The sequence below is a fragment of the Lysinibacillus sp. RS10 genome (genome assembly GCF_041956855.1).
GTDB lineage: Bacteria > Bacillota > Bacilli > Bacillales_A > Planococcaceae > Lysinibacillus > Lysinibacillus xylanilyticus_A.
In genome coordinates, this window is the sequence record NZ_CP167122.1 from 554,815 (window position 1) to 577,191 (window position 22,377).

22 protein-coding genes are annotated in these 22,377 nt (G+C 36.9%); 13 read left to right on the forward strand and 9 right to left on the reverse strand.

The window, feature by feature from the left end:
- The first annotated feature begins 479 nt into the window (after positions 1-479).
- On the forward strand, positions 480-1,283 hold the full coding sequence (motA, locus tag ACB089_RS02825) for a flagellar motor stator protein MotA (RefSeq protein ID WP_068986649.1): 804 nt from the start codon (positions 480-482) through the stop codon (positions 1,281-1,283).
- Entirely contained in the window at positions 1,267-2,031 is a 765-nt protein-coding gene (gene motB / locus ACB089_RS02830; protein ID WP_068986648.1) for a flagellar motor protein MotB, read from the forward strand. Before motA ends, motB begins: the two co-directional genes overlap by 17 nt.
- Before the next feature lie 103 nt (positions 2,032-2,134).
- On the opposite strand, the gene ACB089_RS02835 is transcribed toward motB, so the two are convergent.
- Positions 2,135-2,356, reverse strand: coding sequence for a DUF1128 domain-containing protein (locus ACB089_RS02835; RefSeq protein ID WP_068986647.1), 222 nt, complete (start codon positions 2,354-2,356; stop codon positions 2,135-2,137).
- A 175-nt stretch (positions 2,357-2,531) separates the two neighbouring features.
- Between ACB089_RS02835 and ACB089_RS02840 the strand changes: the two genes are divergently transcribed.
- Together ACB089_RS02840 and ACB089_RS02845 are read left to right on the forward strand one after the other, a co-directional pair.
- Positions 2,532-2,858 carry a YtxH domain-containing protein gene (locus ACB089_RS02840; protein WP_374965234.1) on the forward strand — a complete coding sequence of 109 codons (327 nt, stop codon included), beginning with the start codon at positions 2,532-2,534 and terminating at the stop codon, positions 2,856-2,858.
- A gap of 23 nt (positions 2,859-2,881) precedes the next feature.
- Positions 2,882-3,820 (forward strand): YihY/virulence factor BrkB family protein, encoded by a 939-nt coding sequence (locus ACB089_RS02845; protein WP_374965235.1) that lies wholly within the window; start codon positions 2,882-2,884, stop codon positions 3,818-3,820.
- 292 nt (positions 3,821-4,112) lie between these two features.
- Here ACB089_RS02845 and ACB089_RS02850 read toward each other — a convergent pair whose 3' ends face one another.
- Both ACB089_RS02850 and ACB089_RS02855 read right to left on the reverse strand, forming a co-directional pair.
- Positions 4,113-6,017: a heavy metal translocating P-type ATPase gene (locus tag ACB089_RS02850; protein WP_374965236.1), complete on the reverse strand. Its 1,905-nt coding sequence runs from the start codon at positions 6,015-6,017 to the stop codon at positions 4,113-4,115.
- A gap of 412 nt (positions 6,018-6,429) precedes the next feature.
- On the reverse strand, positions 6,430-7,968 hold the full coding sequence (locus ACB089_RS02855) for a fumarate hydratase (RefSeq protein ID WP_368638254.1): 1,539 nt from the start codon (positions 7,966-7,968) through the stop codon (positions 6,430-6,432).
- Between the two features lie 464 nt (positions 7,969-8,432).
- Between ACB089_RS02855 and ACB089_RS02860 the strand changes: the two genes are divergently transcribed.
- Positions 8,433-9,224 (forward strand): YwqG family protein, encoded by a 792-nt coding sequence (locus tag ACB089_RS02860; protein ID WP_374965237.1) that lies wholly within the window; start codon positions 8,433-8,435, stop codon positions 9,222-9,224.
- 50 nt (positions 9,225-9,274) lie between these two features.
- Here ACB089_RS02860 and ACB089_RS02865 read toward each other — a convergent pair whose 3' ends face one another.
- Positions 9,275-9,460, reverse strand: a complete 186-nt coding sequence (locus ACB089_RS02865; RefSeq protein WP_068986641.1) for an SE1561 family protein — start codon at positions 9,458-9,460, stop codon at positions 9,275-9,277.
- A 367-nt stretch (positions 9,461-9,827) separates the two neighbouring features.
- Between ACB089_RS02865 and ACB089_RS02870 the strand changes: the two genes are divergently transcribed.
- The 3 genes from ACB089_RS02870 (at position 9,828) to ACB089_RS02880 (ending at position 12,973) form a co-directional block, all read left to right on the forward strand.
- Positions 9,828-11,009, forward strand: coding sequence for an MFS transporter (locus tag ACB089_RS02870; RefSeq protein ID WP_374965238.1), 1,182 nt, complete (start codon positions 9,828-9,830; stop codon positions 11,007-11,009).
- 342 nt (positions 11,010-11,351) lie between these two features.
- Entirely contained in the window at positions 11,352-11,987 is a 636-nt protein-coding gene (locus ACB089_RS02875; protein WP_374965239.1) for a hypothetical protein, read from the forward strand.
- Between the two features lie 794 nt (positions 11,988-12,781).
- The gene (locus ACB089_RS02880) at positions 12,782-12,973 is read left to right on the forward strand and encodes a helix-turn-helix transcriptional regulator (RefSeq protein ID WP_134025995.1); all 192 of its coding nucleotides are present in this window, start codon (positions 12,782-12,784) and stop codon (positions 12,971-12,973) included.
- Between the two features lie 705 nt (positions 12,974-13,678).
- Here the strand turns inward: ACB089_RS02880 and ACB089_RS02885 are convergent.
- The 4 genes from ACB089_RS02885 to ACB089_RS02900 form a co-directional block, all read right to left on the reverse strand.
- A complete protein-coding gene (locus ACB089_RS02885) occupies positions 13,679-14,185 on the reverse strand; it encodes a DUF5626 family protein (RefSeq protein ID WP_374965240.1) in 507 nt (168 codons plus the stop codon).
- 250 nt (positions 14,186-14,435) lie between these two features.
- Entirely contained in the window at positions 14,436-15,815 is a 1,380-nt protein-coding gene (gene rlmD, locus ACB089_RS02890; protein ID WP_374965241.1) for a 23S rRNA (uracil(1939)-C(5))-methyltransferase RlmD, read from the reverse strand.
- A gap of 44 nt (positions 15,816-15,859) precedes the next feature.
- Positions 15,860-16,678: a polysaccharide deacetylase family protein gene (locus ACB089_RS02895; protein ID WP_068986637.1), complete on the reverse strand. Its 819-nt coding sequence runs from the start codon at positions 16,676-16,678 to the stop codon at positions 15,860-15,862.
- 62 nt (positions 16,679-16,740) lie between these two features.
- Positions 16,741-17,637 carry a TIGR01777 family oxidoreductase gene (locus ACB089_RS02900; protein ID WP_374965242.1) on the reverse strand — a complete coding sequence of 299 codons (897 nt, stop codon included), beginning with the start codon at positions 17,635-17,637 and terminating at the stop codon, positions 16,741-16,743.
- A gap of 507 nt (positions 17,638-18,144) precedes the next feature.
- On the opposite strand from ACB089_RS02900, the gene recX reads away from it, so the two are divergent.
- From recX to ACB089_RS02915, 3 genes are read left to right on the forward strand one after another with little or no spacing between them, the layout of a single operon-like run.
- Positions 18,145-18,948: a recombination regulator RecX gene (gene recX / locus ACB089_RS02905; RefSeq protein ID WP_374965243.1), complete on the forward strand. Its 804-nt coding sequence runs from the start codon at positions 18,145-18,147 to the stop codon at positions 18,946-18,948.
- The gene (locus ACB089_RS02910) at positions 18,945-19,274 is read left to right on the forward strand and encodes a YfhH family protein (protein WP_368638247.1); all 330 of its coding nucleotides are present in this window, start codon (positions 18,945-18,947) and stop codon (positions 19,272-19,274) included. Before recX ends, ACB089_RS02910 begins: the two co-directional genes overlap by 4 nt.
- Positions 19,275-19,544 carry a YfhJ family protein gene (locus ACB089_RS02915; RefSeq protein ID WP_368638246.1) on the forward strand — a complete coding sequence of 90 codons (270 nt, stop codon included), beginning with the start codon at positions 19,275-19,277 and terminating at the stop codon, positions 19,542-19,544.
- A 35-nt stretch (positions 19,545-19,579) separates the two neighbouring features.
- Here ACB089_RS02915 and ACB089_RS02920 read toward each other — a convergent pair whose 3' ends face one another.
- A complete protein-coding gene (locus tag ACB089_RS02920; RefSeq protein ID WP_368638245.1) occupies positions 19,580-20,566 on the reverse strand; it encodes a metal-dependent hydrolase in 987 nt (328 codons plus the stop codon).
- A gap of 198 nt (positions 20,567-20,764) precedes the next feature.
- On the opposite strand from ACB089_RS02920, the gene mutY reads away from it, so the two are divergent.
- Positions 20,765-21,799 (forward strand): A/G-specific adenine glycosylase, encoded by a 1,035-nt coding sequence (gene mutY, locus ACB089_RS02925; RefSeq protein WP_374965244.1) that lies wholly within the window; start codon positions 20,765-20,767, stop codon positions 21,797-21,799.
- An 83-nt stretch (positions 21,800-21,882) separates the two neighbouring features.
- Positions 21,883-22,059 carry a gamma-type small acid-soluble spore protein gene (locus tag ACB089_RS02930; RefSeq protein WP_374965245.1) on the forward strand — a complete coding sequence of 59 codons (177 nt, stop codon included), beginning with the start codon at positions 21,883-21,885 and terminating at the stop codon, positions 22,057-22,059.
- Positions 22,060-22,377: the final 318 nt, after the last annotated feature.

Consider the following 22,377-nt stretch of genomic DNA (forward strand, 5'->3'; position numbering starts at 1 on the left):
GAACCAATCATAAAATTTACATGTCAAGCTTTGATAAAGTCCATTTGTCAGTAGCTCCCTTCGCTGCCGCTTCGCATTCGCACAAAAAACATCGTGCTGCTGCCGCTTCGCTTTCGCGCAAAAAACATCTGTTGGCCTAAAGCCTTCTCCGATTCCGGATGCAATTATGCCGAGGTATTGATATTATCGATCGAACAGCTTATATAGAGGTACTGATTTTTTTTTATTTACTCCTACTTTCATCAGCTAGTTTGTTATGTTTTAGTAATTTTGTGTCGAATGATAATAACAAACTCTTAACTTTTTTCATTTAAAGACAATTTTATGTACTATTCTTAATTCAATATAATCAAATATGGTCGAAAAATGAATAAAAAGTAATTATTACATCGAAAAATTTGTGAAATACATTTATACTATGTTAAACATTTGGAAAAATAGACGAAATAAAGTTTAATAGGAGATTTGGAGGTTTAAAAATGGATTTATCGTCGGTAGTAGGGTTAATTTTAGCGTTTATTGCGCTGTTAACAGGGATGGTACTAAAGGGTGTAAATTTAAGTGCGTTTTATAACCCAGCAGCCATTCTAATTATCATTTTCGGTACTATTTCAGCAGTAACAATTGCCTTCCCAATGAAGGAGTTAAAGCGAGTACCAAAGCTATTTAAAAATATTTTTAAAGAAACAAAATTAGCAGATGATATTGAGATTATTAAGATGTTTTCACAATGGGCAGATTTGGCTCGCCGTGAAGGTCTCTTAGCGCTTGAGAGTAAAGCTTCAGAGATTGAAGACCCATTTTTAAAAAATGGACTTACATTAGCAATTGATGGACAAAATGCGGACTATATTCGTGATGTCTTAACAGAAGAAGTAGAAGCAATGGAAGAACGCCATGCAAGTGGTGCGCTAATCTTCACACAAGCTGGTACATATGCTCCGACATTAGGGGTACTTGGTGCGGTAGTAGGTTTAATTGCCGCATTATCAGATATGAATGATATCGATAAATTAGGGCATGCCATTTCAGCTGCCTTCATGGCTACATTATTAGGGATTTTTACAGGTTACGTATTATGGCATCCATTTGCCAATAAATTAAAACGTAAATCTGCTTTAGAAGTAAAACAAAAACGTTTGATGATTGAAGGTATCCTTTCCGTATTAGAAGGGGAGGCACCACGTGTTATCGAACAAAAATTATCTTCTTATTTAACAATGGAAGAACGTCGTCAAATTTCGGATGAAAGCGGGGCGGGCGGCCTTGGCAAAGAAAGCTAAGAAAAAAAAGCATGAGGAACACGTTGATGAGTCTTGGTTAGTGCCGTACGCTGATATTTTGACGCTGTTATTAGCATTATTTATTGTACTGTTCGCATCCAGTTCAGTAGACCAAGAGAAGCTAGATAAAATGTCAGCAGTGTTTACTCAGGTATTTGATGGTGGCACAGGCTTTTTAGAGCAACCTGCACCGATACAAAGTCCGAATGCAGAAAGTGACCAACAACCACAACAAAATTCTGCATATTTAAAGGATCAGAAGGAGTTAGCTGAAATTAAAGATAGTGTTGATAATTTCATCGCTGTTAACGAGATGGAAGGTCAATTTGCAACAGAGATGACTGATGAAGGTTTACTTGTAACAATTCGTGATAGTATTCTGTTTGATCCAGGGAAAGCAGATGTTAAACCAGAATATATTCCAGTTGTGGAGGAACTTGCGGATGTATTAGTATCTAATCCACCACGTAGCATTGTCATCACGGGGCATACAGATAATGTTCCAGCAGGACCTAATTTCTCATCAAATATGGAGTTATCAGTAATGCGTGCTTCAAAATTCTATCTGGTTCTTTTGAATAGTAATTCTCAATTAAAGTCTGAGAACATTAGTGCTAAAGGTTATGGCGAAAACAAAGCTATTGCTCCGAATGATACTCCTGAGGGTCGTGCGAAAAATCGACGTGTAGAAGTGTTAATTCAACCTCTTGTAGAAGAGGACGGCTCTGCCGCAAAAAAAGCTGAATAAGTTGAAACGTTAAGCAATAAGGTCTTTAAAACCAAAAAGCTATTAGCAACTTATGCTAATAGCTTTTTATCTTTGTTAGCTTTATTTGGATAGGGAAGCTTTCTTATTTACGTAATGAGCCTAATTCAGCAACAATGGCTTGCATCTCACTTGGACTAAATGTGTTGCGCTTCATGACCATTTCGTATAAATAGACTAGGTCTTCGTAGTTAGCTTCATCGAAATTTTCTGATTTCATTGCATCAACATTAACCATGCGAAGTTTGTCTTTCATTTGATCGACCATATAAATAACGTTTTCTTTTGACGGTACTGATAAATCCATTTGTTTAAACCTACCTTTCGTAATCCTCGGAAATATCATTTCATTGAATAAAAAAAATGTCAACACTGAATTTGGGCATTGCTTTAAAAATAGACTGTTATTGGGTAGAATAAGGGCAGTAAGTAGTTTAGTCATTTTAAAGGAATATACATTTACCAGGCAGGAGGTATTTAATATGGGACGAAGTAAATTATTAGCATCTATCGTAGTAGGTGCCGCAGTTGGTGCTGCATTAAGTATGTTTGACCGTGCAACGCGTGAAAAAACTATCGCTACAACGAAAAAAGTGAAAGAGTCAATCTCGTACTATGCAGCCAATCGAGAAGAGTTACAGGTACTAGTGGAGGAAAAAGTATTGGCCGCTAAAGTGCTATGTGAAAGTGTATCAGAAAATGTCAACACAATCGTTGAAAAAGTTGATGAATTTAAAGAATTACCTTCTACAATCGAAGGCATGATTAATGAAACGAAATCAGCCTTTTCTTTACCTGATAAAGAATAGTTGTCGTATAGGAGGGAATTTGTTTGGAAAAGAAAAAAGCATCTATACATACAGCGGTCGGTGTGGTGAAATCATTTGTCTCACCAGACGAAGACACTGTAGATGTAATGACATCAAAGGGCTTTATGCAAGATTTGATACTACGCTTACAGCGAGTGGAAGTATCAGCTCTTGCCGCGCAGTTGGCTTATTTCTTTTTACTATCTTTTTTCCCGCTACTAATTGTTCTAGTCACATTATTACCATATTTGAATTTCGATACGACGCAAGTGTATGCATTTCTGGTGAATGTTATGCCAGATGAGGTATATAGGCTTATTGAAGATACATTAAATGAAATTTTAACAATCCGTAATAGTAGTTTATTATCCATCGGGGTGCTTGGAACAATATGGTCTGCTTCCAAAGGAGTTAATGCGTTGATTAGAGCCTTGAACAAGGCCTACGATACAGAGACTAGGGGGAGTATCATAGATCGAGGGTTGTCCCTTGTGTTCACTATAGCATTTGTCATTGTTATTGCTGTCGCGCTACTTTTACCGGTTTTTGGGCAACAAATTGGGCATTTCTTATTTTCTATTGTTGGTATTGAAGAACAGTTTGAAATTATCTGGGAAAGATTACGCTGGTCGATGCCACTACTACTTATTTTTATAGTATTAATGGGAATCTATTGGGTTGTTCCGAATACAAGTCCTCGTTTGAAGTTAATAGGTGTTTGGCCGGGAGCATTGTTTTCAACTCTTGCCTGGCTGGCGGTAACATATGTTTTTTCCTTTTATATTAGTAATTTTGCAAATTATTCCGCTACATATGGCAGTATTGGTGGGGTTATTATTTTAATGCTTTGGCTATATTTCACGGGGATTATTTTAATTTTCGGTGGCATTTTAAATGCGACCATGCAGAAAAAAGCATTGCAAAAAGAATTTGTTAAGCATGAGACTTTAACAAACAATTAGCAATCTCGAAAAGAACAGCCTCGATATCACGTTTTGTGATACGAGGCTGTTTGTTTTACCCCGCTTTAACGGGCAGTAATAAAGGGAAGCGTAAAGGTGGGGAAAACTGCCCGTAAAAGCCCGATTGGTGAAGGCTAAAAATCAGTGGGGATTGAAGAGAACCCCCACTGATTAAGTTTCACTTTATCCCGCATTAACGGGCAGTAATAAAGTGAAGCGTGAAGCGTAAAGGTGGGGAAAAACTGCCCGTAAAAGCCAGCCCGATTGGTAAGGCTAATAATTAGTGGGGAGGTTAAACGTTTTTATTGAGCATACGTAAGCCATTTAAAATAACTAAAATGGTACTTCCTTCGTGTCCAATTACACCTAGAGGTAAGTCGACGATTTGTAAAAAATTTGAGGCTATTAGTAATACAATAATCCCGATAGAGAAGATGATGTTTTGTTTAACGATCCGCTGCATTTTACGTGATAAACGTACTGCATAGGCAATTTTTGATAAGTCATTTTTCATTAAAACAACATCTGCTGTTTCTAGTGCAACGTCGGTACCTTCTCCCATAGCAATCCCAGTAGTTGCTGTTGCTAATGCAGGTGCATCATTAATGCCATCTCCGACCATCCCTACATATTTATGTTGAGAAAGTAGACGTTTCATCTCCGTCACCTTTGTTTCAGGGAGACATTCGGCAACGTATTCCGTCACGCCTGCTTCTTTGGCAATAACCTTCGCTGTTTTCTCGTTGTCACCTGTCAGCATGACGACATTAATGCCTAGCTCTTTTAGTAAGGCTACTGCTTTTTTCGCTTCATTACGAACGGTATCCTTTAAAGCTGTTAATGCGACAATGCCGTTTTTGTCACGAATAAAAATAACTGTTTTGCCTTCTGCAGCAAGTTTTGTTGCTACGCCATCTGCAAAATTCTCAGCTTCCTCTGCGCCTACAAAATCAGGTTTCCCAACTTGATATTCTATATGATCAACATACCCTTTGATGCCCCAACCTGGGATATCTTCAATAGTGGCCTGTGGAAACTTTGTAAGACCTTCAGCCTTTGCATATGAAGTAATGGCTTGTGCAAGTGGATGATTCGATTGCGATTCAATCCCAACTAGGGTAGCCAGCGCCATTTCTCGTTCTATTCCTTCACGAACAATAAAATCAGTCACAACTGGTTTTCCTTGTGTTAATGTACCTGTTTTATCGACAGCTAGAGCACGCAATACACTTAGATGCTCTAAATGTAAACCGCCTTTAAATAGCACACCGTTTTTTGCACCGTTTGAAATTGCTGCTAAAGTAGCGGGCATAATGGCTGCTACAAGGGCACAAGGAGATGCGACAACTAAAAGTACCATTGCACGGTAGAATGTTGTTGTCCAGTCCCAACCAAGTAAAAAATGTGGTAGGAACATCATTAGAGCAACAGTAAGTAGCACAATTTTTACATACGTACCTTCGAATTTTTCTATGAACTGTTGAGAAGGTGATTTTTCACTTTGTGCATTTTGGACAAGTGTAATAATTTTTTGGAATAGTGTTTCGGAATTTGGTTTTGTCATTTCCATTGTAATGGCACCATTTAAGTTAACAGTACCCGCAAATACTTCATCGCCTTCACGTTTTGCAACTGGCAATGGCTCACCACTAATGGCCGATTCGTCAATAGAAGATTGCCCTTTAAAAATTACTCCGTCTGCCGGTACTCGTTCACCGGGTTTTATGAGCAGGTGATCTCCAATTTGCAATGTAGAGACAGAAACTTTCATTGGTTCAAAGTCACCACGAACAAGCCAAGCCTCTTCAGGTTGTAAATTCATGAGTGCGGAAATTTCACGATGACTTTTATTCATTGCATATGTTTCGAGAGCGCCACTTACAGCAAAAATGAAAATAAGAATAGCACCCTCCGTCCAATAACCAATTGCTGCCGAACCGATTGCGGCTAATACCATCAGTAGTTCGACATTGAGTTTCCTATCTTCAATGGTTTCTTCAATACCTTCTTTAGCTTTAGCAAATCCACCAACGCAAAATGCAACAATATATAAAAGAACAGAAGCTGTAGTTTGCTCGTTAGTATCTAAACGCCATGCAAGAAAAATGAACAAACCTGCTAAAAGGGCAGCAATTAATTCTGCATGTTCTTTCATTTTCTCAATTATATTATAATTTTCTCGATTAGTGTGTTCCAACTTTATCCCTCCTGATAATGAAAATCAATATCAAAACCTTTATAAAATAATGTTTTTGAATGTTGATTAATTGAAAATAGCTTTCAGTTAATTCATTTCTTATTTAGAATTATTATAACAAAGGTATTTGGGAAAAGAAAGTAAAAAATTTGAAGAGGATTTTTTATGGAGGTGGATAAAAGCAGTCCTAGATTGAGATTGAGGTGATTATAAGGTTTTTGAAATAATTTTGAACATAAGAAAAGCACAGATTATTCATTAGGAATATTCTGTGCCTTTCGAATTTGTGCAGTGAATTACCCTACTTTAGGAATTACTGCATATTTAATTTTAAACTCTTTTTGTAGTGTAGCTGCCGCCACAGCTAAAATAATCATTACTGCTATTCAAAGTAAAAGAAATTTTATCTTTATTAGAAAACTCTTTCTGCGTGTAGCGCAAGTTTTTCTAGTGATGATTTATCTACGTCTGCATGTAGAGAGTTACCGTGAGAGTCCATTGTTACAACAGCTGTGAACTTCTCAACGTTTAAGTGCCACATCGCTTCTGGAACACCGAATTCCATTAGATCAACGCCATCTACACCTTTAATGCAGTCTGCGTAGTATTGAGCAGCACCGCCGATTGCATTTAAGTAAACGCCGCCATGCTCTTCTAATGCAGCAAGTGTTTTTGGTCCCATACCACCTTTACCGATTACAGCACGGATACCAAATTTTTTCATGATGTCACCTTGATATGGCTCCTCACGAATAGAAGTAGTTGGACCAGCTGCTTTAACTGTCCAGTTGCCTTCTTCATCTTTTGCCATTACAGGGCCACAGTGATAAATAACTTGTCCATTAAGATCAACTGGAGCATCGTGACTCATTAAGTGATGGTGAATTGCGTCACGACCAGTATACATACGACCAGTAATAGATACAACGTCACCAACTTTTAGAGCACGAATTTGCTCCTCAGTAATTGGTGCAGTAAGTTCTACTGTATTTGTAGAAGTATCTTCTGTTGTTGCTGCAACTTCATCTTCTTTAAATGTAATTTTTTCGCCTTCTTGGTAGTGCCATTTAATAATTTCGCCAGTTTGAGGATCGATGTCCACAGCCATACGACGGTATGCCCAGCAGTTATAAGCAACTGATACGTAGAATGATGCAGGGATACGGTGCATCACACCAATTTTACAGCCAAGTAATGTTGCTTCACCACCGAAGCCCATTGTACCGATACCAAATGTGTTTGCAGTTTTCACTACATATTCTTCTAATTTAGCAAGATCAGCATTTGGATTTGTATCTTCCACATGACGGAATAACTGCTCTTTCGCTAAGTCGTAACCAGAAGAGCGGTCACCACCGATACCTACACCGATAAAGCCAGCTGAACAGCCTTGACCTTGAGCTTGGTATACTGAGTGAATGATACATTTACGGATACCATCTAAGTCACGACCAGCGCGGCCAAGACCTTCAAGTTCACATGGTAGGCTGTATTGAATGTTTTTGTTTTCACAGCCGCCACCTTTAAGGATTAACTTAATTGTGATGTAGTCTTTTTCCCATTGCTCGAATTTCATAACAGGTAGACCTTCACCAATGTTATTTCCGCTGTTTTCGCCAGTTAACGAATCAACAGCATTTGGACGTAATTTTGCATCAGCAGATGTATCGTTAATAGCTTTTTTAATAGCTTCTTTAATTTCTAATTGGTTTACACCAACAGGAGTATAAATTTTGAATGTTGGTAGACCCGTATCTTGACAGATTGGCGATACATTTTCTTCTGCCATAATAATATTGTTTGAGATTGTGTCTAAGCTCATTGCTGCACGAGTACCAGCATTTTCAGCATCTTTAGCTTTCTTAATTGCACGACGTACGTCTTTAGGTAAATTTGTAGATGTTTCTGTAATTAAATTGTAAAGACTTTTCTCCAAAATTTGTAAATTCATTTGGTATTGCCCCCCATAGAAAATTTGATTATTTCCACGTTACATTATACTCTTTTCAACTAATGAAAAAAAGAGTACAACTCATTGTGGTCGGAATTAAAGGTCTATTCTCAAAAAGAGGTAATTTTAATGTGAAATTATGTTAATAAAGTTTTATCTATCGTTAAGCTATTATTAAGATAATTGAAGCAGGGGAATAAACAATATCTTAAGAAAAGTAATAGTAGGAAACGAAGGCATTTTCCGAGAAGGTGATCTCTTTTAGGGCGGGGCTGATTGCTTTTGGAGCGAAGCTGATCAAATGTCCAGAGCGGTCATTTTATTTTAGCACTTAGTTGACTATTTCTACCGATGAACGAAGGTTTCCTTCTTTATACAAAAGCGATAATTTCATCAAAATAAAGATTGTTAAAAAGGAACGTTTGTTCTATAATGGTGCTAAGTCTACTTTAGGAGGTTATACCATGAAGCTACTTAATTTACCTGAAGCATTTGAACAATATAGGACAGTAATAGAGGAAACGATTCAGCCAACCGTATTTATTGAAACGGAAGAACGAAAAACATCTTTATTTGAAAGTAAGTTTGCAGGCGATCCGTATTTTCCGTTGTCAATGGAATATCCGAAAAGTCCTGAAGGGCAACCATTAAAATTACTAGCACAAATTAATTTTGCAGATGTACCTAAGCATTTACCGCATTTCCCTGAAGAGGGAATCTTACAGTTTTATATTGATGGCTACGATGATGTGCTTGGGATGGACTTTGATGATGGTCAAAATCAGGAAGGCTTCCGCGTCATTTTCCACGAGCATATTGTCAGTGATGAGTCGCAGTTAGTACAAGACTTCTCATTTGTTGAAGCGAAAGAAGAAGAATTTTACTTTCCAGTGGAAAAAGAAATGGCATTATCTTTTGAAAAAAGCTATGAACCATTATCAGCAAATGACTTTAGAAGTGAAAAACCCTATGCGAAGATTCTTGCTAATATAGAAGACAATGATAATTTAGTAGACTCATTTTATGAAACATTAAATAGTACAGGTCATAAAATCGGGGGATATCCATTTTTTACTCAGGATGATCCACGAGCTTATGGGGACTATACAGATTCAACAGTCTTGTTGCTTCAGATTGACAGTGTAGGCGATCATATTCTATGGGGGGATGTTGGGGTCGGCAACTTTTTCATTACAGAGGATGAGCTGAAACGTAAAGATTTTAGTAAAGTTCTTTATAATTGGGATTGCTATTAAATAACAGAAGATAAAAGCAAGTGGAAAAGCTCTCCACTTGCTTTTATCAGTTATTTTTCACGAGCGTTAAATTGCTCCATTTTGTCTTCTAAATCATCCATCATTTGAATTAAACGATCAATATCCTCTAATTCAGTTGTTTCAGGATCAATCGCATCTAAAACTTCTAAAAATATTTCAAGACGTTCTCTTAAGTAATTCACTTGCTGCTTTTTATCATTGATTGGATTTGACATACATACACCTCATTTCGTCCCCTCCATAGTAGCTGATTTGGGACTAAATTTCAATGCTTAGGTAAACACCTAGGACTATGCGATTATTTTAAAAAAATAATAGACAGAATATTTACAATATTGATTCTGTGTGTTAAATTAATATTAAGAAAAAGTAAAGGAGCTGATTTTAAAAGTCCTAAAAACTCTAACTCGAAAAGGAGGGAGTTTAAACAAGTACTCGGCCAATGTAAAAGCCGAAATTCGTGTTTATACAATTAAATGGAGATAAGTGTTAGTTAGGCCTTAGCGTAAAATCACATGTGGTGAGCGCTAAGGCTTTTTGATATGCTGTTATTTGGAAAAAGACTTGATGTTGGAGGGAAAAATGACATACTTCTCAGATTACAGCAAAAAAAGATTTGCCATTTTAGTGTTAATTGTATCTATATCAGGCTTTTCACAAGGGATGCTTTTACCACTGATTTCAATTATTTTCGAACGTGATGGAGTATCCTCCGCGTTGAATGGATTGAATGCAACAGGTTTATACATAGGAACTTTATTAATCTCACCGTTTATCGAGCAACCATTAAGAAAATGGGGCTATAAACCGATTATTTTAATTGGTGGTGCACTTGTCTTCGCTTCACTATTAGCATTTCCTTTATGGAAGAGTGTAACTTTTTGGTTTATCCTTCGCTTACTTATTGGGGTAGGGGATCATGCATTACACTTTGCAACACAGACGTGGATTACAAGCACCTCAGATTATAAAAGCTTAGGGAAGGGGATGGCGATTTACGGCTTATCCTTTAGCACGGGCTTTGCAGTTGGTCCATTAATGGTAAAACTAATACAAATTTCAGAGGCATTACCGTTTATTGTGTCCTCAATTATGTGCTTATTCGCGTGGTCTTTTGTATTCCTCTTACAAAATGAAAAGCCAGAGCGTTTAACGGGAGACTTACATGCAAGAGGCTGGCAGCGCTATAAAATGGCCATTGTATTTGGGTGGATTGCATTTTTAGGGCCATTTGTTTATGGGTTTTTAGAATCTTCTTTAAATGCGCTGTTCCCAGTTTATGCTTTACGTAAAGATTTCGATGTAAATATGATTCCTATTATTTTATCAGTCTTTACATTTGGTGGGATTTTAACACAAGTGCCACTTGGAGCCATAGGGGATAAAGTAGGACGACGTAATGTCTTAATGATCGGCTCGTTTGGAGGAGCTGTTATTTTTGGCATTGCCAGTTTTTTAGAGCATTCACAAATTGCAGTAGCCATCGCATTTTTCTTTACAGGAACACTAGTCGGTTCAATGTTTTCATTAGGGATTACCTATATGGCTGAATTAACACCAAAGGAACTACTGCCTACCGGAAATCTCCTTTGCGGCATTGCACTAAGTATTGGTAGCTTAACAGGGCCATTTTTAGGTGGCATTTATTTAGAATATGTAAAAAATTATAGCCTTCTTTTACTGGTAGCAATGCTTTTGCTAGCTGTAGCCATTGTTTTACTAGTATTTGGACGAAATAAAAATAAGCAACCAGTGTCGGTGTAAGGGGTATTGTCTTTTGGAAATTATCCTTAAAGACGCTCGGGGAATCAGAAGAATTACTCAGCTCGGAGACTGTTTTTAGAGAAAATAAAAAGAGCGGGGCTCATCTCCCGCTCATAAAACAAAAAACGCCCAGCAAATCCGTGCTGTTATGGCGTTTTTTGCGTGACAAGGATGTTCCGTCCATGTCACATAGGTTTGGCACCTAGAATCATATTATACAGACAAGCTTTCATAAAATCAAATAAAATTAGTAGATAGGTAATATTTGGACTTTGGATTTCTATCTCTATATAATAGAAGAACACTCGCTTAGATTACTAATTATTTTAAGGAGATTAAATTATGACTGACTATAAAAAAATATCGATCCACCGTGCATTAACAGAGTTAAAGATGCTAAACCACCGCATTGAAGCAGCAACGAATGAAGTGAGTGCAGTGTTAGCCAATCGTAAAAGTAATAGCAAAATTAATGGTGTAGAAATGCAAGAATATGAAAAGCAAATGCAAGCTTCATACGATAAAGTAGTTAGCTTAATTGACTACCGCAACCGAATTAAGGCACTAGTTGTAGAGTCCAATGCTAAAACAAAAGTAATTGTAGGAAAAGAAGAAATGACTGTAGCAGAAGCAATTGAACGCAAACAGTCCATTCAATATGAAAAGAAACTGTTAGAAGTCATGCAACAGCAATATCGTTCAGCGGTAAATATGGTTGCTAAAGAAAATGATGCGTTGCCAGCAAAGCTAGAAACGTATTTAGTGAATATATTAGGAAATAAAGAAAAACAATCTCCAGAAGAAGTAAAATTACATACGGAGACATTTATGAAAAGAAACGAGTACGAGTTAATTGATCCGATGAATGTTAAAAAGAAAATTGAAGCGTTAAATAATCGAATTGAAGAATTTGAATCAGAGGTCGACGCGGTATTATCGGAATCAAACGCAACGACATTTATTGAAGTGCAAGCGTAACTAAATATGCATGGCCTAGCGAAAACGGAAAACGAAAAGTCGCTCGCGCTTCAAGGCATGTGTGCGAGTTAAAACCTTAAACATGCCTTACAACAATTGATGCTTTAAACAAACTAAGTTGAAAGCTCAAAGATAAAAGTTGAAAGACCAAAGTTTACGTTTCAAAGTTCTTTTAATTAAAGTTAAAAACTTAAAGTATAAAAATCTTTTAAATCCTGGGTTATTGGTTAAGGTGCTGATTTTTCTGGACCGTCCGTCATCCACCAGGCAGCTTGAGCTGTGCAGTACATATAAAAATAAAAAATGAGGGCGTCTCTTAATTTTAGGAGACGCCTTTTTTTGCTGCTATTTAATTTGTTTCTATTTAATATATTTTTCTTTCTACCTTTATATACGGCTACAAGCAATATAACTTTATAATGTCCTTATGCAAAACAAAATAATTTTCTAAGAACATTTTAACAAGTTTTATGAAGAACTATTAAAAGTGTTTAATATTCAGATTTTTATCACTTTTTGTTCATTTTTCAACAAATAGTGATTTTGAAACTTTTAGAGTAAATGGTATGGTATTCATACAGAGTGTAATTATCGGAATATTCTTTGAATAACATAAGTTTGTACAATTTCCTATTTGGCTCCCTCTGCAATGCAAGGTTCAAACAAATAAGATATAAAAAATTGAGAATCCTTAAGGTAACTACTTCCTTTAGATAGATAATCAAACAGAAATCCTTTAACTGTCCGGATCAGCTGGAAATTCTTTTACTACTAATATACGAGGAGGAGAATTTATGAAAATAGGTGATAGACTAAAAGAATACCGGTTAAAGAAAAATTTAACTCAAATAGAAGTAGCTAAAAAATTAAATATATCTAGACAGTCGGTTTCGAAATGGGAGAATAATCGTACATATCCTGACATTGATAATTTGAAAATATTAGCAAAAATTTACGAGGTTTCAATTGATGAATTATTGTATTAATCAAATGCAATTGAAGAAAAAATAAATTTATTGTTTTGATGTAGGAATAGGAAAATAAAGGAAATGTCTTTTTCTATAAGTTAAAAAACAAAATAATTAAGCGTTTAAACAAACGTTATGTGGTGAAGCAAATAATACAAAGCATTCGATGTAATATCACTCACAACGAGTGCTTTTTCTTTTCCCTAATATAATCCAGTACTTTGAAGGCTCTTGCATGATTCTGACAACTTAAAATAGCCCAAGTATCTCAAAGGTTTTTTTAAGGGTATGTCAGCTGTAATTCCTCACTTGAAATGTTTCACTTCTCGCTATATTGTGAAATGTTCTACCTTGATGATATTTATCGCACGATAAATACGTGAGTAATAAACATTGTCGAAGAATAGATTTACTATTATAACAATATTAAGATAAAACGAAATTAAACAACCAGTCGCGGGTTTATAATGTCAACTGGTTGTAGAATAAGGTGTTTTATTACTGTCTCAAAAACGTCACTCAGTGCCTCCTATTTATGTTAAAACGCTCAGGTAAGTACAACTTGTTTTCATGGCAGTTTGTTGAGAGTGAGAGTGGTTTATTTTTTTAATACTACATATTTTTTTATTAATTTAAAGGCAATGGTAACAATAAAAGCTATGACTATAAAACTGATAAGTGTCATTATTATATAGGTTAGACCCATTTCTCTATCTCCTTTAATTATTTAATAGAGTATTTGACATTATTATTATTATCAATTTTTGCTCTTAACCATCCATTCCATCCACCAAAATCCCAAATTGGAGTCCCAAATTCAAAATAATACGTAGCTTGTTTTGAAGAGTCTAATGTTAAGTTTGCTGATTTTACACTAGTTCCCACGAACAAGTGCCATCCATCATATACTTGTGTGATTTTATTGTTACTAACAGTGAAATAGAAGTGAGCATTAGCTACTCCAGAATACCAATAAGCTTTGTAAGTTCCATTTGATGCTCTAGTCAAAGGATTTGATACTGGCTCTAGTCCTACTACAGCTGTTTCATTATTTGATAATGTGATTTCTTGTTCTTGCTTTTCTGGATTGTTTAAATCGAATGTAGCAATAGTTTTTCCTTCTTCAATAGTATCATTTTCTAATGAACTGGCTTCTGCTTTATTCCTAATATTTACAAATAGATATAAAGCAGTGATGGTAAGAGTGAAAGCTAATATTTTTTTGAACATGAAGATACCCCTTTCCTTTTAATTTTGTGTTTATAGATAAATTATAGCTAGAATAATATATATTTGTAAGAACTCAGTGGTTTACATATTGAAAATATGCTTTACATTTGTTGGAATTGGTAATAGAAATAAGTCTCTATAATGTTCTATTCCCTATCATTTATTTTATATGTACTGCAATCGTTTTGATTTTGAAATGATATAAAATGGAGAAAAGGACGTCCCCGATAGAAGACGTCCTTTTTCATCACTATTTATTCTTCAACACAAGCTTTGCCACACACTCCACCTGCGCCGTCTGTGCAAACATATCCACAGGCTGAATATACTCCACATCATAAAACTTCGATAATTCATTTAAATCCTTCGCCAATGTTGAAGGATTACAAGACGTATAGACAAAGCGCTTCGGTTTTAGCTTCAACACCGTACGTATGAACTCTGGTGCTAGACCTGTGCGTGGTGGGTCTACTGTAATAACATCTGGTGTGAATCCTTCTTTGCGCCATTTTGCTAATACACTTTCTGCTGTGCCGACTGCGTATTTTGTATGCTTGAAGCCATGGTTTCGGGCGTTTTTACGTGCATCCTGAATGCTTTCTGGAATAACATCCATTCCACGAACTTCTTTCGCTTTGTCAGCTAGCCATAGACCGATTGTCCCAACACCGCAGTAAGCATCAACAACTGTTTCTTTGCCTGTTAATGCTGCTGCTTTTTTGATTTCATCATAGAGATGAACGGTTTGTGTTGGATTCAGTTGGAAAAAGGCACGAGCTGATAAATCAAAGGCTAATTCGCCAAGCTCCTCATGAATCGTATCTTTACCATCGAGAACAATCGTTTCATCGCCAAAGATTAACGATGTTTTCTCGCGGTTAATATTTTGTGCAATCGATACGATACTTGGGTCGATTTTCTTTATACGTGTAATGAGTTCCGCTAGATGTGGAATTTCCTTACGTGTTGTTACGAGCACGACTTGCGTTTCACCAGTACGAATTCCTGTACGTACAACAATCGTACGTACTAATCCATCAAGTGTACGACCATCGTAAATAGTAATATTTAGTTTTTGCAAAATTTTACGTGTTGCGACCGTAATTTTTGATGTAACTGGGTGTTGGACAAGGCAATCATTGATGTTTAGTAACTTGTTGCTACCTTCCGCAAATAGCCCTGCATAGACACGCTTACCTTCTTTACGTACTTGATATTGACTTTTGTTACGATAATTCCATGGATTTTCCATCCCTAGCGTTTTGCGCACGTCAACTGTGTTAGCTAAAGGCTTAGCATAGCGTTCTAATGCTTGAATAACGATATCACGCTTTTCGATTAGCTGTTTTTCATAGGTCATATGCTGAAGCTGACAGCCACCACATTCGTTGTAAACGGAGCAAGGTGCTTCCTGACGATATTTTGAAGCTTTGCGAATTGCTAATATTTCAGCTTCGGCAAAGTTTCGCTGTGTTTTCGTCACTTGTGCTGTAATTTCTTCACCAGGAATTGCGCCTTTTACGAATATAACGTTGCGTTTATAAAAGCCTACTCCTTCGCCATTAATACCAAGTCTTTTTATTGTTAGTGGGAATTGTTGTCCTACTTCCATTGTTGTTTGTTGCGTCAAGCGTTCCACGTCCCTGTTCTTTTAATATCATCTCCCCATTATAACTAAGGAGTAGACGATTGCAAAGCGACAGGGAAATCTTCATGTTCTAAAACTAAATCGTCAAGAGATAAAAATGTATAGCCTTGTTTTTTCGCTTCAGCAATAAACATTGGAAGTGCTTCTGCATTATCTTGAGCAACTGTATGCATTAAAATTACAGCACCAGGGTGTAGCTGTTCCATTAGTGCATTATACGCATAATCTGCACCACGTCGTTCATCTCTTACCCAGTCTTTAAAGGCAACAGACCAAAAAATATGACGATAGCCTGCAGCATTGCCTACCTCTAATACTTTCGCATTAAATGTACCTTCAGGTGGTCGGGCATATGTTGTACGTTCAATGCCTGTTAATTCACGTAACTTATCGTCGAGTTTCTTCCATTCAGTACGCATACCATCGGGAGTTAGCCTCGCCATATTTGGGTGTCCGTATGAATGGTTACCAATAGTATGGCCATCTTTAACCATGCGTTTCACTAAATCACTGGCGCTTTCTAAGTAATGACCAGTTAAAAAGAAGGTAGCTGGTACGTTTTCCTTCTTCAGAGTATCCAAAATACTTTCTGTAAAGCCATTCTCATAGCCGTTATCAAAGGTTAAATACGCAACCTTTTTATCAGGCTTACCTTTATAAATAGCATCATATTGCTCAAGTAGCTGATCAAGCTGAGCTCCAGCCTCGGCTTGTTCACCGTTTTTTGCTCGTTTAAAGCCCCAGTTGTATTCATCAGAGCTAAAAGCAGAAAATGGATTAAAGCTAATTGCTGCGGCAATAATAAAAGTAGCGATTGTTGCTCCTACTATATGCTGTTTCCACATAAAAACGCATCCTTTCTTTTTCATTAGGATGCGTTATATTCAAAAAAATATCCGACTAGATTCTACAATAAATCTTTAAGAGCGTCGTTTAAATGTGGGAAATTAAATGTAAAATGAAGTTTTTCTAAAACAGTTGGTAACACATGCTGACCTTCTAATACAAGCGTGCTTTGCTCACCTAACGCTAAACGCATTGCAATGCTTGGTACAGGCATCCAATGGCGTTTTCCCATTACACTTGCAATTGTTATTCCGAAATCCTTCATGCGTGTTGCATGAGGTGCAGTAACATTAAAAGGGCCATGAATAGCATTATTCGTAATTGCGAAATATATAGCTCGTGCTACGTCCTCGACATGAACCCATGAAAGCCTTTGTTCACCTGAACCTATTGTGCCTCCGATATGCAATTTATATGGTAGTAACATGGAAGGAAGTGCACCACTAGTACGACCTAAAATAACACCAAAACGTGCAAGGGCAACTCGAACCCCTAATTTCTCAGCACGTTTTGCATGGCGTTCCCAATCATAAACTGTCGTGCCTAAAAAATCAGTTGCATAGTCTGTGGAGTCTTCGGTATAGATAGTCGTTGTAGAAGTAGGATAGATCCCGACTGCACTTGCATTGACAAGCACTTTTGGCTTTGAGGTAAGATGCTCCATAATACGTACTATTTCAAGTGTCGCTTCCATACGACTCGTATAAATGGCTTTCTTCTGTTTTTTTGTCCAACGTCCAGTATTTAAAGAAATTCCTGCTAAATTAACAAATGCATCGACATCATCTAACAACTGTTCAGGTCGTGTATTTTGTTGTAGCCATTGTACATATTGAATATCGTTTTCTCGACCTGATTTGTTCCGGGTTAAAATAATGATCTCATGTCCTTTTTCCTGCAATAGCTTTGTAAGAGCTCTCCCTACAAAACCAGTACCACCTGCAATAACAATCTTCATAAGAATCCCTCCCTTTTTTAAACTACTCTATATGAGCAAGTTTACCATCTATCTAATTACCAATGTTAATCTCTCTGAAGTAATACCCGCGGAAGAGAAGCAAATTTTGGATGATGAGTAATCATTAAAACCGATTTCCAGGGCAGTTGTTTTTTATCCATTCCTGTCTAAATGGAATGGTCAGTATAGAAATCAATCAAATAACGGAGAGAACTTCTGAAATGGCGAATAGAACTATGAGTGGTGGATAGAACCTTCGAAATCGTGGATAGAACTGCCAAAGTGACGGATAGAACCTTCAAAATCGTGGATAGAATCATCAAAGTGATGGATAGAACCGCCAAAGTCGTGGATAGAACCTCCAAATCCGCGCGAGACGAGAAAATACCCGCGAAGGAAAGTGAATATCCGCGCGCAACGTGAAAATACCCGCGAACATGCGAATACTGTGGGGAAAAAGCAATACCCACGAAAAATGTTATAATGGTGATTAGTGAGGTGTTACCAATGCGTATTATTACGAAAATTGCACGTCAAAAAAACAATCCAGAGCGTTATAATATATATTTGAACGAAGAATATGCTTTTCCTGTAGATGAGGCAATTCTCCTTCAATTTGGATTAACAAAGGGGAAAGTGCTTGAGGAATTTGATATACAGGAAATTGCCTATGAGGATGAGATTCGAAAAGCTTTTAATAAAGGGCTAAATTTTTTATCTTATCAAATGCGGAGTGAGCATGAAGTAAAGAAAAAGCTTCTCACATTAGAATTTGGGGAGGCAGTTATTTTAGAGGCTATACAAAAGTTGAAATCATATGGCTTTTTAAATGATGAAACGTACTCCAAAGCATTACTCGATACGAAAAAGGCTACTATGAAAAAAGGTCCTAAGGCGATTAGACAAGATCTTATGAAAAAGGGGATTGATAAGAGCTTACAGGATGAGGTACTTGCTACATATAGTCATGAGGAACAGGTAAAACTTGCGACACAGCTGGCTGGCAAGGTCGTTCGATCAGAAAAAAAGAAAACGCCAACGCAAGTAAAAGCTAAAATTCAAGATTTTTTAATGCGAAAAGGGTATTCTTTTACTGTTGTAGATGAGGTGCTGGGGCAAATAGAGCTTGAACAAGGTGAAGATGAATGGCAACAGCTACTTAATGTACAAGGCGAAAAAGTTTGGAAAAAGTACTCATCGAAGTATACTGGTTATGAACTGAAAATGAAAATAAAGCAGGTGCTCTATCAAAAGGGTTTTCCTATAGAGGTTATCGATCGTTTTATAGAAGAAAAGGAGAATGAGGAATGAACGAAAAAAATTATGCTGTAATGTCAGAGCATGAATTACGAGAAGAAATAGCCATGCTTAAGGAAAAATCACGAAAGGCGGAGCAGCTAGGAATCATTAATGAATTTGCAGTGTATGAGCGTAAGGCTTTAATGGTGGCTGCGTATTTAGTGGATTTAGATACAATAATTCCTGGAGAGATGTATCGTATAGACGGCTCTGAAAATGAATTTTTTCAAGTGGATTATTTAAAAGGACGCTTTGCTTGGGGACATCGTTTAGGGGGCGAAAAATATCAAGAAGCGCTACCTGTTTCAATTCTATCTCCAATAAAGGTGGGCAAATAAGTGGAAGAAAAAATCGAAAAGCTTACAGCGGAGTTACTTGCAAAAAATCCACAGATGTCCGTAGGGCGTGCACGAGTATGGATTGAACTTTTATGGAGTGATTTTGAATCAACATCTGCTAAAGCTGGCTATAACTATCGTGGGGCAGATTACACTGAAAATTTAGTACGTCAATTAATTACTAGCTATGGTGATAAGTTGCATGCATTTGCAGGACGCAATCCCAAATACTCACATTTACTTGATGCTAGCGATGATATGGTGCAATAACAAAACCCTGACCAATGCTGGTCAGGGTTTGCTGTTTAATTACTTGCGCCAATCTGTAATTTTTTCTGGAGTTTATCTTCTGTAAAAATCCAGCCTGTGTATGATGTGATAATTTCGTTGTCATCGTTTAAATGAGCGACAGCAACGAAAGGATAGCGATTTTCACTACGGTAACGCAGATCAATTAATCTCACTTCTGTTAAGCCATTTTCAAGCTCTGAAATTTCCCACCGATATAATGGCGAAAATGACGTGAATGCAGCGAGATTGCGATCTTTCATGGCTGTTTCAATAAGAGGCGTTTTTGGTAAAGGTTCTATTTCAAATTTATCGTAAATATTAACAGTTCGCCCGTATGCACGACCAACGTAATAATGCGTTTTTGATTTTGCAGCAATTCGCCAGTGGAAGAATCGCATTGTAGGAGCTACAATTACATACTCCTCATCCTGAAGAGTATTATGCACAGCGTTCTTAACAGCCTTTTGAACTGCAAATCGTAAAATATAGTAAACGATGATAATGACATACATGATGCTAAATGTCCAAATTGGATTTGCACCAAATACCCAAAGTAAAATGCCAAGACAATGTAGTGTAAAAATAATAGGATCAAATGTATTGATGACACCGAGTGCAACCCATTTGCTAGAAAATGGTCGGAATGCTTGTGTACCATACGCATTGAAGATATCAACAAAGACGTGAAGTACTACAGCTAAAAACGTCCAAAGCCATAAATGAAACACATTTGCATCTTGAAAAATAAATGATAAAACTGCTGTAATTAAGATGGGCCAAATCGCTACTGCTGGTAGTGAATGTGTAATTCCACGATGATGTCGAATATAAACAGCGTTGTTGCGTAGTTTTAATACTGTATCGACATCAGGCGCCTGTGAGCCAATAATCGTACCTGCAATTACTGCAGTAAATGTCATTGAATGATTTGCTATTACGGGATCGGCTAATGCAAGACCACCGAGGGCAATACCCATAACGAAATGTGTACCTGAATCCAAAAATATCCACTCCTAGTATGCATAAAATTAGCGTACAATTTGCATACATGTATATTTCAATAATTCGTAATACCTGATATTTACTTAATGAACATTTGTGCTGAATATGTTGTTTTAAGACGTCTCACACAAATGATCTTATCTTAATTGTATACCCTTTTTACCATAATTTAAATCGTAAATACACTGGAGGTCATTGTGAATTATCCATATGTAACAGAATTTCGACAATCTTTAGTCGAATGGTTTAATGTTGAGAAACGTGATTTACCTTGGAGGCATACTACGGACCCTTATCAAATATGGGTATCGGAAGTGATGCTACAGCAAACACGTGTCGACACAGTTATTCCTTATTACAATCGCTTTATGGAAAGTTTTCCAACATTAGAATTACTCGCCGAAGCACCACAAGAATATTTATTGAAGCATTGGGAAGGCCTAGGCTATTATTCCCGTGCACGTAACTTACAAGCGGGTGTTCGCGAGGTATTAGAGAACTACGGTGGGGTAGTACCCGATAATCGCCATGAAATTTCAAAATTAAAAGGTGTAGGTCCGTATACTGCTGGAGCTATTTTAAGTATTGCCTATAATAAACCCGAACATGCAGTTGATGGCAATGTTATGCGTGTTTTAAGTCGTGTGCTTACTATTCATGATGATATAGCACTTCCAAAGACTAAAAAGATTTTTGAAGCGGCAGTTGAAGAACTTATCGATCCTGAAAATGCATCGTCCTTCAATCAAGGTTTAATGGAGCTTGGGGCGCTTATTTGTACACCCACTTCCCCAAAGTGCTTATTATGTCCAGTTCGGGAATATTGTACTGCATTTAATGAAGGTGAGCCCCAAAAACTGCCTGTTAAATCTAAAAAAGTAAAGATGAAGCATATCACGTATGATGTTCTTGTATGTAAAGATGACAAAGGTCGAATTTTATTGGAGCAGCGTCCAGCAGAGGGTTTATTAGCTAATCTATGGCAGTTTCCGATGCTTGAACATGGTAAAGATTCAATAGATACTTTTATGAATGACTATGCTATAAAAGTTCAATCTCAACAAGATTTGCTAACATTTAAACATGTTTTTTCACATTTAACATGGCATCTAAATAGCTATTTTATGAAATGTAATTCAACAGTAAAGGGCGAATGGCTGACTCGCGAACAGATAGAGTTATTACCAATGCCTGTTCCGATGCTGAAAATCTGGCAAGAAATAAAGGATTAATCGACAAAATTATTTTTATAAAAATTTATGGGCATAAAAACATTTACCTCGGTACACAATAATTAGCGTGGAGGTGAATGATCATGAAAAAGAACAACAACCAAAATTTCCAGCCAAATAAAAACATGCAACGTCAAAGTCAAGAATTTGGTTATGAAACAGACGTTACTGAAGTGCAAAAGCAAAATGCTAAAGCAGAGCAAAAGAAAGCTCCAGCTTCAGGAAACTTCAAAAAAACTAACCAAGACCTTGGTGAATAACACTTTGTAATTGCATAGCTGCATTTACCTCTAAGGAGCTGTCTAAATCGAAAAGATTTAAAAAAGGCAGCTCCTTTTTAATTCTATTTAGAAAAGCGGGACTTGTGAGAAACTGAAACGCTCAGGCAGACGAAAGAACTGCTCGGGACAGGGGAGGAACTGCTCAGGTAGCCAAGAGAAGTGCTCGTGTCAAGGAGAACTGCTCAGGTAGCCAAGAAACCTGCTCGGGTCAAAAGAAAAACCGCCAGCTCCGATATGAAAATTAGAAACAAAAAACGCCAATTGAGTGATCGTTTTGATTAAATTTGCTTCAAATTC

Excerpts from the sequence above, each read along its gene's own strand:
- ACB089_RS02880 (WP_134025995.1), top strand. The coding sequence starts at position 12,782 with ATGAAAATAGGTGATAGACTAAAAGAATACCGGTTAAAGAAAAATTTA.
- ACB089_RS02865 (WP_068986641.1), bottom strand. The coding sequence starts at position 9,460 with ATGTCAAATCCAATCAATGATAAAAAGCAGCAAGTGAATTACTTAAGA.
- recX (WP_374965243.1), top strand. The coding sequence starts at position 18,145 with ATGCGTATTATTACGAAAATTGCACGTCAAAAAAACAATCCAGAGCGT.
- ACB089_RS02900 (WP_374965242.1), bottom strand. The coding sequence starts at position 17,637 with ATGAAGATTGTTATTGCAGGTGGTACTGGTTTTGTAGGGAGAGCTCTT.
- ACB089_RS02835 (WP_068986647.1), bottom strand. The coding sequence starts at position 2,356 with ATGGATTTATCAGTACCGTCAAAAGAAAACGTTATTTATATGGTCGAT.
- ACB089_RS02855 (WP_368638254.1), bottom strand. The coding sequence starts at position 7,968 with ATGAATTTACAAATTTTGGAGAAAAGTCTTTACAATTTAATTACAGAA.
- ACB089_RS02870 (WP_374965238.1), top strand. The coding sequence starts at position 9,828 with ATGACATACTTCTCAGATTACAGCAAAAAAAGATTTGCCATTTTAGTG.
- ACB089_RS02895 (WP_068986637.1), bottom strand. The coding sequence starts at position 16,678 with ATGTGGAAACAGCATATAGTAGGAGCAACAATCGCTACTTTTATTATT.
- ACB089_RS02885 (WP_374965240.1), bottom strand. The coding sequence starts at position 14,185 with ATGTTCAAAAAAATATTAGCTTTCACTCTTACCATCACTGCTTTATAT.
- ACB089_RS02860 (WP_374965237.1), top strand. The coding sequence starts at position 8,433 with ATGAAGCTACTTAATTTACCTGAAGCATTTGAACAATATAGGACAGTA.
- ACB089_RS02875 (WP_374965239.1), top strand. The coding sequence starts at position 11,352 with ATGACTGACTATAAAAAAATATCGATCCACCGTGCATTAACAGAGTTA.
- ACB089_RS02840 (WP_374965234.1), top strand. The coding sequence starts at position 2,532 with ATGGGACGAAGTAAATTATTAGCATCTATCGTAGTAGGTGCCGCAGTT.
- ACB089_RS02910 (WP_368638247.1), top strand. The coding sequence starts at position 18,945 with ATGAACGAAAAAAATTATGCTGTAATGTCAGAGCATGAATTACGAGAA.
- motA (WP_068986649.1), top strand. The coding sequence starts at position 480 with ATGGATTTATCGTCGGTAGTAGGGTTAATTTTAGCGTTTATTGCGCTG.
- ACB089_RS02930 (WP_374965245.1), top strand. The coding sequence starts at position 21,883 with ATGAAAAAGAACAACAACCAAAATTTCCAGCCAAATAAAAACATGCAA.